Source organism: Flagellimonas lutimaris, assembly GCF_003581615.1.
GTDB lineage: Bacteria > Bacteroidota > Bacteroidia > Flavobacteriales > Flavobacteriaceae > Flagellimonas > Flagellimonas lutimaris.
Genome location: NZ_QXFH01000069.1, coordinates 208,576 through 224,297, shown reverse-complemented (window position 1 = coordinate 224,297; position 15,722 = coordinate 208,576). Strand labels below are relative to the sequence as shown.

At 39.4% G+C, this 15,722-nt stretch carries 17 protein-coding genes; 8 read left to right on the top strand and 9 right to left on the bottom strand.

Annotated elements, in window-relative coordinates; translation table 11 throughout:
- Window positions 1-4: 4 nt before the first annotated feature.
- The 4 genes from D2V08_RS04460 to D2V08_RS04445 form a co-directional block, all read right to left on the bottom strand.
- Window positions 5-931: a HipA domain-containing protein gene (locus D2V08_RS04460; protein ID WP_119606871.1), complete on the bottom strand. Its 927-nt coding sequence runs from the start codon at window positions 929-931 to the stop codon at window positions 5-7.
- Window positions 924-1,238: a HipA N-terminal domain-containing protein gene (locus D2V08_RS04455; RefSeq protein WP_119606870.1), complete on the bottom strand. Its 315-nt coding sequence runs from the start codon at window positions 1,236-1,238 to the stop codon at window positions 924-926. Before D2V08_RS04455 ends, D2V08_RS04460 begins: the two co-directional genes overlap by 8 nt.
- Window positions 1,235-1,450: a helix-turn-helix domain-containing protein gene (locus D2V08_RS04450; RefSeq protein ID WP_119606869.1), complete on the bottom strand. Its 216-nt coding sequence runs from the start codon at window positions 1,448-1,450 to the stop codon at window positions 1,235-1,237. The genes D2V08_RS04455 and D2V08_RS04450 overlap by 4 nt, the downstream gene beginning before the upstream one ends.
- 378 nt (window positions 1,451-1,828) lie before the next feature.
- Window positions 1,829-3,025, bottom strand: coding sequence for an ATP-binding protein (locus tag D2V08_RS04445; protein ID WP_119606881.1), 1,197 nt, complete (start codon window positions 3,023-3,025; stop codon window positions 1,829-1,831).
- A 647-nt stretch (window positions 3,026-3,672) separates the two neighbouring features.
- Here D2V08_RS04445 and D2V08_RS04440 point away from each other — a divergent pair.
- The 4 genes from D2V08_RS04440 to D2V08_RS04425 all read left to right on the top strand — a co-directional run bounded on the left by D2V08_RS04440 (window position 3,673) and on the right by D2V08_RS04425 (window position 7,278).
- A complete protein-coding gene (locus D2V08_RS04440) occupies window positions 3,673-4,731 on the top strand; it encodes a sensor histidine kinase (protein WP_119606868.1) in 1,059 nt (352 codons plus the stop codon).
- Window positions 4,732-5,165: 434 nt separating this feature from the next.
- Window positions 5,166-6,413 (top strand): type III sulfide quinone reductase, selenoprotein subtype, encoded by a 1,248-nt coding sequence (gene sqr, locus D2V08_RS04435; RefSeq protein ID WP_119606867.1) that lies wholly within the window; start codon window positions 5,166-5,168, stop codon window positions 6,411-6,413.
- Window positions 6,414-6,438: 25 nt separating this feature from the next.
- Window positions 6,439-6,747, top strand: coding sequence for a TusE/DsrC/DsvC family sulfur relay protein (locus D2V08_RS04430; protein ID WP_119606866.1), 309 nt, complete (start codon window positions 6,439-6,441; stop codon window positions 6,745-6,747).
- A gap of 54 nt (window positions 6,748-6,801) precedes the next feature.
- Window positions 6,802-7,278, top strand: a complete 477-nt coding sequence (locus D2V08_RS04425) for a DsrE/DsrF/DrsH-like family protein (RefSeq protein ID WP_119606865.1) — start codon at window positions 6,802-6,804, stop codon at window positions 7,276-7,278.
- A 115-nt stretch (window positions 7,279-7,393) separates the two neighbouring features.
- On the opposite strand, the gene D2V08_RS04420 is transcribed toward D2V08_RS04425, so the two are convergent.
- From D2V08_RS04420 to hypA, 5 genes are read right to left on the bottom strand one after another with little or no spacing between them, the layout of a single operon-like run.
- Complete coding sequence (locus tag D2V08_RS04420; protein ID WP_119606864.1) at window positions 7,394-9,136, bottom strand: tetratricopeptide repeat protein; 1,743 nt, start codon at window positions 9,134-9,136, stop codon at window positions 7,394-7,396.
- A 17-nt stretch (window positions 9,137-9,153) separates the two neighbouring features.
- Window positions 9,154-9,837, bottom strand: coding sequence for a leucyl/phenylalanyl-tRNA--protein transferase (locus tag D2V08_RS04415; protein WP_182835485.1), 684 nt, complete (start codon window positions 9,835-9,837; stop codon window positions 9,154-9,156).
- 10 nt (window positions 9,838-9,847) lie between these two features.
- Window positions 9,848-10,114, bottom strand: coding sequence for a HypC/HybG/HupF family hydrogenase formation chaperone (locus tag D2V08_RS04410; RefSeq protein ID WP_119606862.1), 267 nt, complete (start codon window positions 10,112-10,114; stop codon window positions 9,848-9,850).
- 12 nt (window positions 10,115-10,126) lie between these two features.
- Window positions 10,127-11,008 carry a hydrogenase nickel incorporation protein HypB gene (gene hypB / locus D2V08_RS04405; protein ID WP_119606861.1) on the bottom strand — a complete coding sequence of 294 codons (882 nt, stop codon included), beginning with the start codon at window positions 11,006-11,008 and terminating at the stop codon, window positions 10,127-10,129.
- A 16-nt stretch (window positions 11,009-11,024) separates the two neighbouring features.
- Window positions 11,025-11,366, bottom strand: a complete 342-nt coding sequence (gene hypA / locus D2V08_RS04400; RefSeq protein ID WP_147374067.1) for a hydrogenase maturation nickel metallochaperone HypA — start codon at window positions 11,364-11,366, stop codon at window positions 11,025-11,027.
- A 161-nt stretch (window positions 11,367-11,527) separates the two neighbouring features.
- Between hypA and D2V08_RS04395 the strand changes: the two genes are divergently transcribed.
- From D2V08_RS04395 to D2V08_RS04380, 4 genes are read left to right on the top strand one after another with little or no spacing between them, the layout of a single operon-like run.
- Complete coding sequence (locus D2V08_RS04395) at window positions 11,528-12,652, top strand: hydrogenase small subunit (protein ID WP_119606859.1); 1,125 nt, start codon at window positions 11,528-11,530, stop codon at window positions 12,650-12,652.
- Between the two features lie 10 nt (window positions 12,653-12,662).
- Window positions 12,663-14,396 (top strand): nickel-dependent hydrogenase large subunit, encoded by a 1,734-nt coding sequence (locus D2V08_RS04390; RefSeq protein WP_119606858.1) that lies wholly within the window; start codon window positions 12,663-12,665, stop codon window positions 14,394-14,396.
- A 13-nt stretch (window positions 14,397-14,409) separates the two neighbouring features.
- A complete protein-coding gene (cybH, locus tag D2V08_RS04385) occupies window positions 14,410-15,162 on the top strand; it encodes a Ni/Fe-hydrogenase, b-type cytochrome subunit (protein WP_119606857.1) in 753 nt (250 codons plus the stop codon).
- Window positions 15,163-15,166: 4 nt separating this feature from the next.
- Entirely contained in the window at window positions 15,167-15,721 is a 555-nt protein-coding gene (locus D2V08_RS04380) for a hydrogenase maturation protease (protein ID WP_119606856.1), read from the top strand.
- Window position 15,722: the final 1 nt, after the last annotated feature.

Sequence of the window (15,722 nt, the reverse complement as noted above, 5' to 3'; positions counted from 1 at the left end):
TGAATCAATAAAACATTTTCAACCGACGTTCCAGTATTTTGGAATACTTTTCTTTCATGTCATCGGAAAGAAAAGAAATCGATATAAGATCCTCCCATTTCTCCTTTGCCTGAAATATATCCTGAAGTATGGTTTCAATGGTTTTTTCGTTCAATTGTAATCGCTCCTTCGCATAGTAATCCGTAAAGTCTGACGCTTTTAAATTACTTTTTTTTCCTTTCAGGGTCAATGCAATTTCTTCTTCAGGGTTTTTAATCGCAATGGAGGAGTTCAACAGATCATAAGCAGGGGCCAACGTCGTTTTGCCATTCTTTGTAATTAGGGAAAAGTTTTTAAGGTGCATATCCTCATTTCCAGTCACAAAACAAAAAACTAATCTCTTGAAGAATTCCACTTTCTCAACCACCGGAAACGTACAAAATTCGTCGATAACGGGCACCAATTTCTCCATACTAAAACGATACTTGGTGTCCCTGGTATTTCCAGTCAATTGGGCAAAATCTTCCATTGCATATTTTTTCCCTTTACCATATCTGTCAAAACGCTTGATAAAATAGGACAGACTGCCATCCTTGCCATAAACCATTCCATGAAAGGGCACATTGATACCAAGTACCTTGGCCATGCGCATGGTCAGGTCCTCATTCTCTGGCAATTCTTGAAAAATATCATTTTGGGGTTTTATGATGTAGGTTCCGAATTGATCTACTACTTTAAATTCTTGTTCGACCACGGAAATATTCGCACTTAATTTAGGCTGTACTCCCTGTATGGATAATTTCTTTGCCCTGTTTGCCGCCTCTCTCCTCAATTCCGACGCTGTATAGGGCAAATCATTTAAACCGGTTAACTTGGCAGCAATCATTTTGAGACCTTTCTCACTATATTTTGCCGTACCGCAAGGTTCATATGTGATAGGGCACCTATTCATCTTCCATAGGTTTTACGGTTACTGCGCCTACCAAATCAGCACCTGTGGCCAATAATTGGGAGAAATAATCATTGTGGTCAATTTTGGAAATCTTAAGTAGTCCTTCCAACATAATACCTTCAGGCAACAATCCTTCAAAAAAGGGAGGCAACCCATTAAAACTGAATTCCTTTTGATCAACGGGCATGGTCAACGAAATCGCCTGACCACTGTATTCATCATCATATGTAAACATATACTCCTGAGGAGAGATTTCCGTTAAAACACCCGCCCTTTTTCCATGGGCATATACCACTGCCTTTCTCATACGTTTTCAGCCAATGGGCTTTTAAATTCCACGGCTATATTCAATACCTGGAGCACGGCTAAAAGATTGCTCCACCTAACGGTTTCCTTATCTTTTTCGATATCAAAGACGGTTGTCTTACCTATACCGGCCAAATTGGCCAGTTCAAGCTGTGTCAGCCCTGCTCTCTTGCGATGGTCTTTAACCATTGAACCTAAATTAAAATCAGACATAATTTACCGTTTAAACAGTAAATATACGTATTTTATCTATTGAATAGTTATTAAAGAGCATTAATTTCATTATTATTACCGCTATAGCAGTAATTTTATTTATTAATACCAAGTTCTTTAATCAACCTAGTTAAATCATTATATAATACCCTTATAACAGTAATTATATGAGATAGCCTCCTTTCAAGATTTTTGTTTGAAGAAATTGACTAAAGTGAGAATACTGGACAAAGTACACCGCCCTTGCCAGATAAAATTGACCTTCCTTTAACAACATAAAAATTTAAATCCCAGGTCACCACTACCAAATATTCGATAGCTATAATTTTCTGTCTTTAGTGTTCCAAACCATTTGGCACGTACAATGTTGACAATGAACTAATAAAGAAACCCAAAAAGCCAAAGCGGTATTTTGTTTTGTGAGCCATACAATATATCGTCGGCCACAACATAGGAGTTGGGTACTTTTTTTATCTGTTTATGGCCTTTCCCTTTGCCCCCAATCTCAAAGGTTAATTTACCATCAACTAAAAAATCGCCTATATCAGTATATCCAAGTGAATGCCGATAGCTCAATTGATTAGAGAAAAAAGTTTCCCTAAGGTTCCCTAAGTTTGCATTATTTCTTGCCAATAAAAAGATTAGGTTGGTATTTTCCAGATAAACCTTGGAGGGTTTCTGGAGCTTGCTGATACCATGGGCGTCTTTATAAAGGTTATAGGTCAGTCCGATTTCATCCAAATAGTTTAGATAGGACAATAAGGTTGCTCTATTAATACCGATTTTATCGCTCAACTTGCTTACATTCGGAACAAATGGAACGGATTCGGCTATAATTACCAAAAGTTGTTTCACTTTGGTCACATAGGCCATATCCACGTTTCGCAACAATGGCAATTCAATTTCCAGAATCATGTTCACTACTTCCCCAAGGCGCATTTCGTAAAGGTCGAGCTCTTCCTTATAAAAGGGATAATATCCGTGTTTAAGGTAGTTATCGAAATATTGAAATGGCTTTATCTTGTCATTGATTAGTTGAGTCACTTCAATATGGTTTTCTATGATTTGATCAAGGGACAATGGTTTAAGGAGAGTTCCCGATTCCACCCCGATATATTCCCGGAAAGAAAACCCTTGCATGCTATAAACTACAGCTCTTCGGCTTAGGTCGGCACGAGCATTCAAAATTTCAAGGAGTGAGGATCCAGTAAAAACGATTTTTAGGTTCGGGTAACTGTCATATATGTTCTTTAGTTCCTGCGCCCATCCCGAATATTTATGTACTTCATCCAAAAAAAGATAACGCCCCCCTTGTCGTTCAAAATCGCGTACCAATTCAATAAGGGAATGGTGGTTGAACCAAATGTCATCCAAGCTAACATATAGTGTCTGTCCAAGGGAGCTGCTAAGGTGCAACTTGATATATTGAAGCAAAAGTGTGGTTTTTCCAATACCTCTTGCTCCTTTTATACCAATCAGCCTCGCATCCCAATGAATCTCATCCATAATTGATCTAACGAAATCGGTCGAAGTATGTTTTAACTTTTGCTGAAACTGCTCAAATAAAAACTCCATTTTGTTTGTTTTGATAAACAAAAATAGTCAATTATTGTATACTTGAGTAAACAAAAAATGATTAAATTGGTTAGTCAAGCGATATCACAACAAAGTTACATTCACGACTTTCCTGTTTCCAAGGCAAATACTCTTTCGTCGGAGTTATGCATTCCAAAATCAGCATTGTTAGGTTGGCTCAATAAATATGTTTTAAATAATTGTTTTTCAATGTATTAACACCTACTTAATGAAAAGTGACCTATTCGGTGAGCATAAATTATTGAAAGGCTTGAAACCCTTATAAATAAGGGGTTTCCAAAGGTAGGTTCTAGTGCCTCCGGCTCCACTAAGACACCATCAAAACAATATATTAAACCTGTAAATTACTGATTTACAGGTTTTTTTTATTTTATAAGACATCAGTTAAAACCGATTAACAAGTTACCAAATCCACATCGCCTAAGAAAAATGATATGCTATCACTTCACCTTTAACTTTAAAATAACTGGTAATTAATTCCGTTACTTTATGTAATTATTACTTATCCAAAAGTAAATTTTTGTTGTAGGTCTTATAAAGAATACCGACCACTAAATGTTTCACTTAAAGAGAACTTAATTTCCACCCAAGGGAGGTGAAATTATAAATGTCATAGCTTAAATAAAATGAACCCCCAATTAGAACCCTTTTTTGAACAATCCATGGATTGTCTCTGCATTGCAGATTATGAGGGGTATTTTGTAAAAATAAATCCTGCTTTTATAAAACTTTTGGGATATTCCGAAGAGGAATTGAAGTCGAAATTAATCTCTGAATTTATTTATCCTGAAGATCAAGAGCGTACAGCCGCTTTTAGGGAAGCACTAAAGAGGAATGTTCCGCTTGTGAATTTCGAAAATAGATACCTGACTAAGTCCGGAGCTCTTGTTTGGCTGCATTGGACATCCATACCCCAGGAAAATGAAAGATTGATCTATGCCATAGCCAAAGATATCACTCATGTTAAAAACCTAGAAAAAGAACGTATATCGCATTTAAGTCAACTTTCCAGGATCAATAAAAAGCTTAAACAGCAAAACTACAGCACCGCGCATGACCTAAGATCACCATTGAACAATATTATGTCCTTGGTCAATTTAATAGACTTGACCAAAATCGATGATGCGGACACCAAGGAAATACTCAGCCTAATACAATTATCCGCCGAAGGATTAAAGGATTCCATGAATACGTATATCGACTCTTATAAGGAAGGAGACGTTCTCGATATGGAAATGGAAGAGGTAGATTTTAAAAAGGCTTTTAATAAGGTTCAGAATTCAATAAACTCACTGATAGAAAGGGCAAGTGTTAAATTTCACATAGACTTTAGCGCTATGACAACCGTAAACTTCAAGGATATTTACATGGAAAGTATCTTTTTGAATTTGATCACCAATTCCATTAAATATGCCAGACCAAGTATTCCACCCGAAATCACCATAAGAACGATCCAAGAAAATGGAGAGAAAAAACTTATCTATGCTGACAATGGACGTGGCTTTGACATGGAGAAAGTAGGAGGCCTTATTTTTAAATTGAACCAGAAATTCCATAGCAATGAAGATAGCAAGGGAGTCGGTCTATATTTGGTCCATGAACAAGTTACCAGCCTTGGAGGGAGTATTGAGATCGATAGCCACGTTAACCAAGGAACTACCTTTACGATTAGGTTTAAAGTTTAATTCTTTTGAAAGCAAATCGGTTTCTTTTTCATTTATGCGTTTTTAAAACTACCAAAAACAAGTAGCTCTAGACTAGAATGATTTTTTTAAACACAATGTCACAGATCAACTCCTAAAATTATTTGCAGGTTATTTATGCGATGTTATGATATGTTAGCATTTCCAGGGCTCTAGGATTGAATCGCAAACAGCGCCCAATATTTCATTTTTCATGATTTTTCAAACATTTCCGACCAAAATCAAGGCAATTTTAAAATACGGAACAACGCTCCATAGGTATTGCCATTACTCAATTAGTTTTTAGTATACCATTAAAAAACAATTACTTATGTAACTTTTGTTACACAGGAAAAAGCTAGAAACTGACAATTGTCATATTTGCGAATTTAACCTTTGACTACTTTTACCCAAGTAAATCATACAATCTAGAAATCATGAAAAATTTAGTCATATTAGGAGCGGGAACAGCCGGAACAATGATGTCCAACCATCTTGTATCCAAACTTCCTAAAAATGAATGGCAAATCACCGTGGTAGATCAATATAAGACCCATTATTATCAACCTGGGTTTTTATTTCTCCCCTTTGATATTTATACCACCAAACAAGTCAAGAAAAAAGGCGCCAAGTTTATTCCAAAAGGAGTCAATTACATCAATGAGAAAATTGAACTTATCCAACCTGATGATAATAAAGTTTTGCTCGAAAATGGCACCGAACTCGCTTACGATATCTTGATCATTGCTACTGGCACCAAGATTGCCCCAGAGGAAGTCGAGGGCATGAAAGGTCCTGAATGGCACAAGAGTGTCTTTGACTTTTATACCTATGAAGGTTCAAAAGCTCTTCGTGATAAATTCCGTGAATGGGAAGGTGGTAAATTGGTGGTGCACATTACCGAAATGCCCATCAAATGCCCCGTTGCTCCATTAGAGTTTGCTTTCTTGGCAGATTCTTACTTTAAGAACAAAGGCATGCGAGACAAAGTGGACATTACCTTCGTAACCCCTTTAGGCGGTGCCTTTACTAAACCTAAAGCTACAAAAGCACTACATCACTTGTTGACAGATAAGGGAATCAAAGAAGTTACCGATTTCAATATTGAGCGTGTTGATTATGAAAACAACAAAATCATTGATTACGCAGAAACCGAGGTTCCTTACGATATATTGGTTACCGTACCTACCAATATGGGTGATGCTTTGATCGAGAGATCGGGAATGGGTGATGATCTCAACTTTGTACCCACCAATAAAGCTACTTTGCAAACCGAAGATCACGAAAATATTTTTGCTCTTGGTGATGCTACCAACTTACCTGCTTCCAAAGCTGGTTCCGTTGCACACTTTGAGGCCGAAATATTGACCGAGAATATTTTAAGGTACATCAACGGGGAACCTTTGAAAGAAGAGTTCGACGGACACGCCAACTGCTTTATTGAAACTGGCGGTGGCAAAGCTCTTTTAATTGACTTTAACTACACTCATGAACCTGTGGAAGGTACATTCCCATTCCCTGGAGTTGGACCATTGAACCTTCTTAAAGAAAGCAGAACAAACCACATGGGAAAAATGGCATTCAGGTGGATTTACTGGAACATGTTGATCAAAGGAATCCATATTCCTTTCGTCTCCGCCACCATGAGTGAAAAAGGAAAACACTTTGAAGAAACAGAAGCATAATTTGTAAACCTAAATACTAAATAAAATGGACAAGACAATAGGACAAGCAACAATTTCAGTGGACCAAGAAGGATATTTAACCGATCTTTCTCAATGGAACAAAGAAATTGCCACAGAAATAGCAAAAGAGCAAGGTATAGAAATGACCGATAAGCACTGGGAAATCATAGATTACATCCAGGAGAAATATAAAAATGAGGAACCGCTATCCATTAGAGGAATCAAAAAAAGTGGTGTTATCAATATTAAGGAATTCTACGCACTGTTCCCTGGTGGACCATTGAAAAAAGCGACTATGATCGCAGGAATTCCAAAACCAAAAAGCTGTATTTAATTACAGATATAGGTTCAATTAATCTGATTTAAGAACAAAATCAAACTTAAGATTATGAGCGATACAAAAGTTAAAAAAATGCTTTTTATACTCTCCAAAGCCACACTCGAAAATGTGTATGCAGCATTTGTGATGGCCAATGGAGCCCGAATGGAAGGCATAGAATCTGAAATATTCTTTACGTTCTTTGGGTTGGAAGCCATTCAAAAGAAGAAACTGGAGCACTTGCACGTTGCCACCGTTGGTAATCCGGCAATGCACATGCCAACCATGTTGGGTGGTTTACCAGGTGTTGAAGCATTGGCCTCCAACATGATGAAAAAAGAAATGGACAAATTGGATATGCCGCCAGTAGGTGAATTCTTGGAAATCCTATCGGACTCCGGATGTAAACTCTGGGCTTGTAAACTGGCAGTCGATATGTTCCATTTAGAAGAAAAAGACCTTATCGATGATTTGGATGGCATCCTTACCATTGGAGATTTCTACAGCAGGGCAGACCAAGATGGAACCCAACTGCTGTTCATATAAGAATATAGAAAAACAATACCTTTTTTATATTTAACGGGAACTGGCCAAAAGGTGCAACACTGTTCTAAACAAACAGGAACACTTTTTGGCCGGTTCTTTTTATATTTCTATTGGATTATTTAAAACGTTCCGCTACAATGTTAAATCCATCGTGATCAATTCCGTCTTTCCTCAAAGTATCAAAATCTTTTAAAATTATTGACTTGTAGCTTTCATTCTGATCATTCACTTTTTTAGAAAGTTCTTCGTAAAGCACCATGGCTTTATCCATATCAGATTTCAATAGATAGCTATGTGCCAAATTACAGCTCAAAGTCAGTAGTGGAATTTCAAGAATCGGTGCATCTAGTATTGTTTGTTCCGCTTTATCATATTCTTTAATCCTTAATTGAATCCAGCTCATATTTACATGGGCAAGGGCAAGTTCGTACTTAATACGATCATTGTTGGGATATTTGTTGAAACTATCTTTAAGGAGGTTCATGATTTCTTGTTGAAAGACCATTTTTTCTTCGGGATAAATGGTTTCATCTATTTGTTCTTTTAGATTGTTGGCCTTTCTTAAAACATGGTGCAAGGACAAATGGTCCTCATTGATTGTGGTAAAATAGTCCAAATAATGCTGGCTATCGTTTTTCATATTTTTGATGACCGCCAAGTTGTCCCCATATTTTTGCAATCGCGCTTCCACATCAGATAACAGCTCCAAAGCTTGAGTTTTGAAGGTAAAATCAAGCTTATCTTCCAACTGGGTTTGATAGAGCTCCACCAAATTCAATGCTGTAGCACAAAAATCAGCATCAAAATCTTCAGGTTCTTCGGCTGCCAATTTCCTTCTGATTTCCAACGCTTGACCAAAATAATCCATGGCGCCATCATACTTCCTCAATTCAAAATGGAACAAACCCAAATTGTGTAAACCCGTAGCCAAATAATGCGTAAACTCTTGAGGTCTTGCATCTGCCAGTTCGTTGTACCGATCCACAGCTTGACTTATGTTTTGAATGGCCTGGTCAAAATTCTCCATTTCGGAATGTACAATGCCCAAGCTGTTAAAGGTAGAAGCAACATAAGGCTGAAAGATATCAAAGTTGAGATCTGACAATTCCTGATAAGCTTTTAGGGCCAAACCATAATATTGCAAAGATTTTTCAGGTTCCTCCATCGAATTGAACGTCACCGCTAAATTATTAAGGACAGCTGCCAAATAAGGTTTCAAGGCATCATCCCCTTCCGCTATCAAGTTTTCAAAAAGGTTCTGAGCCTTCATATAATGAACCTTGGCATCGAACAGGTTAAACTCATCCGTATAAATATTGCCCAGTTGATAGTGGGCACTGGCCCGTAATCTCAAATAATCAGGCCCCTTCAGACTTTCATAAATCTTGATTGCCTCCTTATAATATTTTTTGGCGAAGTAATAATCTTTCTTTTTGGCATATACCTCTGCCAGGGCAAATTGGGTATTTGCCAAATGTGGACCATAATCCGATTCCCCGTCTTCAACCATTTCAGTATAAATGGCAAGGGCTTTTTTGTAATGGTCTATGGCCGTTGCCTTATCTGTTTCCGATTGTATGGCGGCAATATTATTTAAGATAGAGGCCATCTCTATCGAAGTTCCAAGATTGGTATTCCCTTCCATTAAAGTCAACGCATTTTCAAAAGCCTCAATGGCTTTGTTCGGATTTTTAGTTCTTTGATACAACCTTCCCAGAATATTGTTCAAGTGAAGTTGTTGCACGGGAGTTGTGGCCAATCGCAATGCCTCTTGGTAATTTTCAATGGACTTCTCAACCTCATTTTCGTGTAAAAGCACATTGGCGTTTTGTATCTGTTCTGCAAAGGAAAGTCTCATAGCTGTTTAATTTTTAGTTAAAATTCAGTGGGGACATTCTTGTGCTGCAAAGCATTTTCCTTGCAGATGTCCACATATTCCAATCTCGCCATCTCGCCATAATCGATATCCGGAAGGAAAAAGGTTTGCTTTTGCATGTCCAACAACCTATATTTTTGATTTTTCAATCTATGGATTAAGTACAGTACGGCCAGCTCATCGGCCCCGTGAACGGTAGAAAACAAATATTCACAAAAAAACAGTTTTCCAATAGCTACCCCAAACAATCCCCCTACCAATTTTCCGTCTTTCCAAACTTCTACGGAGTGGGCTTTTTTCATGGAATGCAATTCGGTAAATATGCGAACCATTCGCTCCGTCAACCATCTGTTGTCCATTTGTCCATCTATATTATACACATGCTGACAGCCCCGCAAGACTTGTTCAAAATCGGTATCGACTGTTACCGTGAATTCATTATTTAAAGATTCCCATCGTGATTCGGGTATTTCAAAACCTTCTGGCTTCACCACAATTCTAGGGTCGGGCGACCACCATTTAATATGTTTTAGGGGGTAATGCCAATAAAAAATTCCGCTGTTATATGCCAAGAGCAAACGCTCAATGGACATAGTGCCTCCAACAGCCAATAACCCCTCTATATCAGCAAAATAAGCAGGCGGGAAAGTGGTATCGTCCTTTTTGAGTTCAAAGTATGGCACCTCATTATAATTAACCGGAACTTTCCGGAAGTTGATTCAAATCGTCCAATTCTCCCAATTGGGAAAGCACTTCAAATGTCTTTTTTGCTTCTTCTTCGTCAACCACGCTAATGGCTGCACCCACATGCACCATAACATAATCGTTCACTTTTGCTTCAGGAACCAATGCAAGGCTCACGTCTTTCTTCACTCCTCCGAAAGAGACTTTTCCCATCCGGAAGGTTTCATCCAGTGCAGCAGTTATTTCCAATAATTTTCCTGGTATGGCCAAACACATAATTTCTTGTTTTTACTGATTCTCCGGAATCAGTTTTACATTTTTCTCCAACCACTCATACCATTGCTCCATACCGGTTCCTTTGGTAGCAGAAACTTCAAAGAACACCAAATTTGGATTCACCTGTAAAGCATTCTTTTTTAACTCCCCAATATTGGTATCCAAATAAGGCGCAAGGTCAATTTTATTGATGATGCAGATATCTGAAGTGTGAAACATATCAGGATACTTTATGGGTTTGTCGTCGCCCTCCGTAGTGCTCACGATGACCACTCGTTTGTGCTCACCCAAGTTGAACATGGACGGACACACTAGATTCCCCACATTTTCAATCATCAAGACTGAATCGTTTTCAATATTCAATTTCTTGACGGCATCATGAATCATGTCACTTTCCAGATGGCATCCCTTTCCTGTATTTATCTGAATTACAGGGACATCTAAAGCCGCAATCCGATTCGCATCGTTTAAGGTTTGTTGATCACCTTCTATTACATAAAATGGGATTTTATCCTTAAGATCTTTCAATGTACGTTCCAAAATGGAGGTCTTTCCTGAACCGGGCGAGCTTACCAGATTGAGGGCGAAAATATCCTTGGCATCAAAATACCCCCTGTTTCTTGCCGCCATAATTTCATTTTGCTGTAAAATGTCCCGTTCCACTTCCAAAACCGTTTTCTGATGATGGTCATGTCCATGGGAATGGTCATGATGATGGTGATGATGACCGTTATGGTCGTGATCATGATGATGCCCATGTGAATGATCATGAGTGTGACTGTGCCCATGGGAATGATGTTCCCCATGCTCATGGCTATGTTTTTCTTTGCCAATTGTTGGGGACAAAATTTTTGGCCCGTTTTCTTCGCTACCGCATCCGCATGTTCCGCACATAATTGTATTTTTTAATTTAAACTACTTCAAGGGCCTTGACCCTTAATTCTTTGCCTTGTATTATCCCTTTTAAATTACTGCCACATTTTGGGCACGAATCATAAAAATGTTGAATCTCAAAAACTGCATCACAATCTGCGCATTTGCCCAAACCTTCTTTCACATCGATTTTTCTTTCGGCCTCTTCGAGTACCGTATTCTTAACTGCAGCGGGCCATACAAAGTCCAACGATTCAAACTCAACACCGGCAAGTTTTCCAATTTCAAGTTCAATCAAAGTAACCTTCTTCGCCTTGGCCTTTTTGGTTTCGTCCTCGGCGATTTTCACGATTCCCATTGCTACAGAGAGTTCATGCATCTGGTTCTTTTTTAGCTTTTGATTATAAGCAACATAAGACACAATATTATTCAAAATTGATTTTCAATAACATGACAATTGTCATTTCCAAGGCATTGATTATTAGGTACTTTTAGTGCTAAACCCTTTAAAATGAAAATTTAGGTTTAAATAATTGGGCCATGGCAACAGAAAAATCAGTAAAAGAAACCTATTACGAAAGCATTATAAAACAGGGATATAGCAGAAGGGACTTTATGAAGTTTGCCACCTATATCGCTGCTTATATGGGCTTGGAAACTTCAATGATCGGTCAAGTGGCCAAATCCTTGGAGAACACGTACCGAATTCCTGTTATCTGGGAACATTACCAAGAATGCACTTGCTGCAGTGAATCGTTTATTAGATCTGACCACCCGATTGTTTCAGATATAATTCTTGATAAAATTTCCTTGGATTACACACTAACCTTAATGGCTGCCTCCGGGCATCAGGCCGAAGCCGCCAAACAGGCTACGATGGATAAATACAAAGGGGAATACATCCTTTGTGTCGAAGGTTCCGTTCCACTAGGCGATGATGGTAATTATTGCTGTATTGCCGGTAGGTCCGCTAAAGACCTTTTAATCGAGGCTGCAGAAGGAGCCAAAGCGATTATTGCCTGGGGAAGCTGCGCTTCCAACGGATGTGTTCAAGCCGCATATCCTAACCCTACTGAGGCCACTCCAATACACAAAATCATAAAGAACAAGCCTATCATTAGAGTTCCCGGCTGTCCTCCAATTGGTGAAGTCATGGCCGGTATCATAGTACACATGATCACCTTTGGCCGTTTACCAGAATTGGATGGATTGGGCAGGCCCAAGGCATTCTATTCCAAAAGAGTACATGATTCCTGCTATAGAAGACCTTATTACGATGCCGGTCTTTTTGCCGAGACCTTTGATGACCAAAATGCCAAAGATGGCTATTGCTTGTACAAAGTAGGTTGCCGTGGCCCAATGACCTATAACTCCTGTGGTACCATTAAATGGAACAATGGGGTTAGTTACCCTATCCAATCAGGACATGGCTGTATTGGTTGTAGCGAAGAAGATTTTTGGGACAATGGTCCATTTTACGAACGATTGACCGGTTTGGCCGGATTTGGCATCGAAAGTACTGCGGACACCATTGGTAAAGTTGCCGCAGGTGTTGTTGCTGGTGGATTGGCCGTACATGCCGTTGCCGCCAACATTTCCAAAAGGAAAGAACTCCGAAGCCGCACTGACCGTGGCAAGCAAAATGAAAAGAAACTAGATTCTTAATAAAAGTATCATGGCAAATAGAATAGTAGTAGATCCCATTACCAGGATTGAAGGGCACTTAAGAATTGAGGTAGAGGTAAAAGATGGTAAGATTACCGACGCCTATAGCTCCAGCCCAATGGTTCGGGGTCTTGAAAACATAGTCAAAGGAAGAGACCCAAGGGATGTTTGGGCATTTGTTCAGCGTGCCTGTGGGGTATGTACCACCATACACGCATTGGCCTCTGTACGATCGGTGGAGGATTCTTTGGGGATTGAGGTCCCCCCCAATGCCGAAATGGTTCGGAACATTATGGAAGGTGCTCTTTATATGCACGACCATACCGTACATTTTTATCATCTTCATGCGTTGGATTGGGTAGATGTGGTCAATGCCTTAAAAGCAGACCCCGCCGAAACCTCCAAACTGGCCCAAAGCATCTCGAACTGGCCCAAAAGTTCACCGGGGTATTTTTCCGATATCAAAAAAAGAATCACAAAGTTTGTTGAAAGTGGGCAACTGGGAATATTTGCAAACGGTTATTGGGGCCATCCCCAAATGAAATTGCCCCCAGAAGTTAACCTTTTGGCAGTTGCCCACTATCTAGAAGCATTGGAATGGCAAAAAGAAATTGTCAAGGTCCACACCATTTTCGGAGGTAAAAATCCACACCCTAACTACTTGGTAGGCGGTATGGCCTGTGCCATCAATACCGAAAGCCCAGGCGGAATAAATGCTGAACGATTGGCATATGTGGGACGATTACTGGAAGAAGGAAAACAATTTATTGAACAGGTCTACATTCCCGATTTATTGGCCATTGCATCTTTCTACAAAGATTGGGGCGCTATCGGAAAAGGATTTGGCAACTATATGTCCTATGGTGATTTCCCAACCAATGGTTACGGAGACATTTCATCTTTCAAGTTTCAACAAGGGATTATATTGGACAGGGATTTATCCAAAGTCTACGATGTAGACCATAGAAATGATGATATCACAGAATTCATAAACAATTCTTGGTATGACGAATATTCCGAAGGGAAAGACCATGGAAAACACCCATGGGACGGTGAGACCAACATCAACTACTCGGGTCCCAAACCGCCTTATGACCAATTGGATGTAAGTCAAAAATACAGCTTCATTAAAACACCACGCTGGAGAGGTAAACCCATGGAGGTTGGACCCCTATCCAGATTATTGGTGGGCTATGCCCGCGGCAATAAAGAAATCCAAGAAGCTGTAAATGGTGCTTTAGGTCATTTAGATGTTCCTGTGGAGGCACTGTTCTCCACTTTGGGAAGAACAGCTGCAAGGGGTATTGAAACACAATTGGTCGCGAATTGGACCATGGAGTTTTATGACACTTTATTACAAAATATCAAAAATGGGGACTCCCGCATGGCCAATATGGACAAATGGGAGCCTGAATCATGGCCGAGCGAATCAAAAGGAGTCGGTTTTGCCGAAGCTCCAAGAGGTGCCCTTGGTCATTGGATTCAAATAAAGGATGGTAAAACGGAAAATTACCAATTAGTGGTTCCCTCAACTTGGAATGCATCTCCCCGAGATCCAAAAGGACAGCGTTCCGCCTATGAATCCACCTTATTGGGTACTCCTGTTGCAGACCCGGAATTGCCACTGGAAATCATACGTACCATCCATTCATTTGACCCCTGCATTGCCTGTGCAGTCCATTTGTATGATGAGCACGGCAAGCATATTTCTCAAGTACAGAACGTTTCGAGCTGCGAAATCTAGAAAATGATAGGCCATGGAAACACGAAAATTTAGACGAGTATATGTTTGGGAGCTTCCAGTTCGGTTTTTCCACTGGATCAATGTACTGTCCATTATCATATTAGCCGTTACAGGGTTTATCATTGCAGATCCACCTGCGATATTATCGAACAAAGAAGCCAGTGATTTTTACTGGTTTGGCACTGTTCGTTTTATTCATTTTGCAACGGCCTATGTTTTCTTTTTCAATATGATCCTTAGAATCTACTGGTCGTTTGTAGGTAACAAGTTTTCCAGCTGGCGTGCCTTTTGGCCCTTCAGCAAGAAAATGTGGCACAACTTTTTGCATGTTATCAAAGTGGATGTATTTCTGGCCAACGAAAAAAAACCGGATATTAGAGATATCAGTATAGGTCACAACAGCGTGGCCGCTTTCTCTTATGTAATGCTATTTTTATTGGCCTTGGTACAGGTGTTTACCGGGTTTGGACTTTATTCCTCCACCGCAAGTTGGTGGTTACCTAAAATGTTCAGTTGGGTCGTGCCATTTTTAGGAGGAGATTTTATAGTACGAACCATCCATCACACAACAACATGGCTCTTTATCCTTTTCACCCTCATCCATGTCTATCTTGTTTTCTATCATGATTGGCTAGAGGGAAGAGGCGAAGTATCCTCCATGTTCGGAGGTTACAAGTTCGTATGTGACGAACGACTTAAAAAATTAGAGGAAGAGAAAGAAATAGAAAAGCCTGTTGATAAAGAGGAGTTGGAAATCATAGAATAAAAAAATGGCGCAATCAACACAAACCAAATCTTATTTGGATAAAAAACCTATTGCTATTAGCAGTGATGCCTTTTTCTTTGAAAAAGACAAATCAAGGAGTATTTTGGTTTTGGGGGTGGGCAACTTCTTAATGGGAGACGAAGGTGTTGGGGTACATTTGATTCAAGAAATGGACAAATTGGAGTTGCCCCCCCATGTTGATATCCTCGATGGTGGAACCGGAGGTTTTTTACTGCTCAATTGTTTTGAAAGTTATAACAAGATAATCTTTGTTGATGCTACCATGGATGGCAAAGAAGAGGGAACCGTTTCCCTTATCCGTCCAAAATTCGCAAGTGACTTTCCATCTGCTTTAAGCGTTCATGATGTTGGTTTAAAAGATATGATTGAAGCGGTTTACCTTATGGAAAACCAACCGGACCTCTATCTCTTTACCATATCCATTGAACAAGTTGTTCCGATGACCACCGAATTGGCACCCAAAGTAAAAAAAGCAATACCTAAGGCCATTGAACAAATCATAAGTCTGAGCAAGACTTTACACGAACAAATTTCATAAG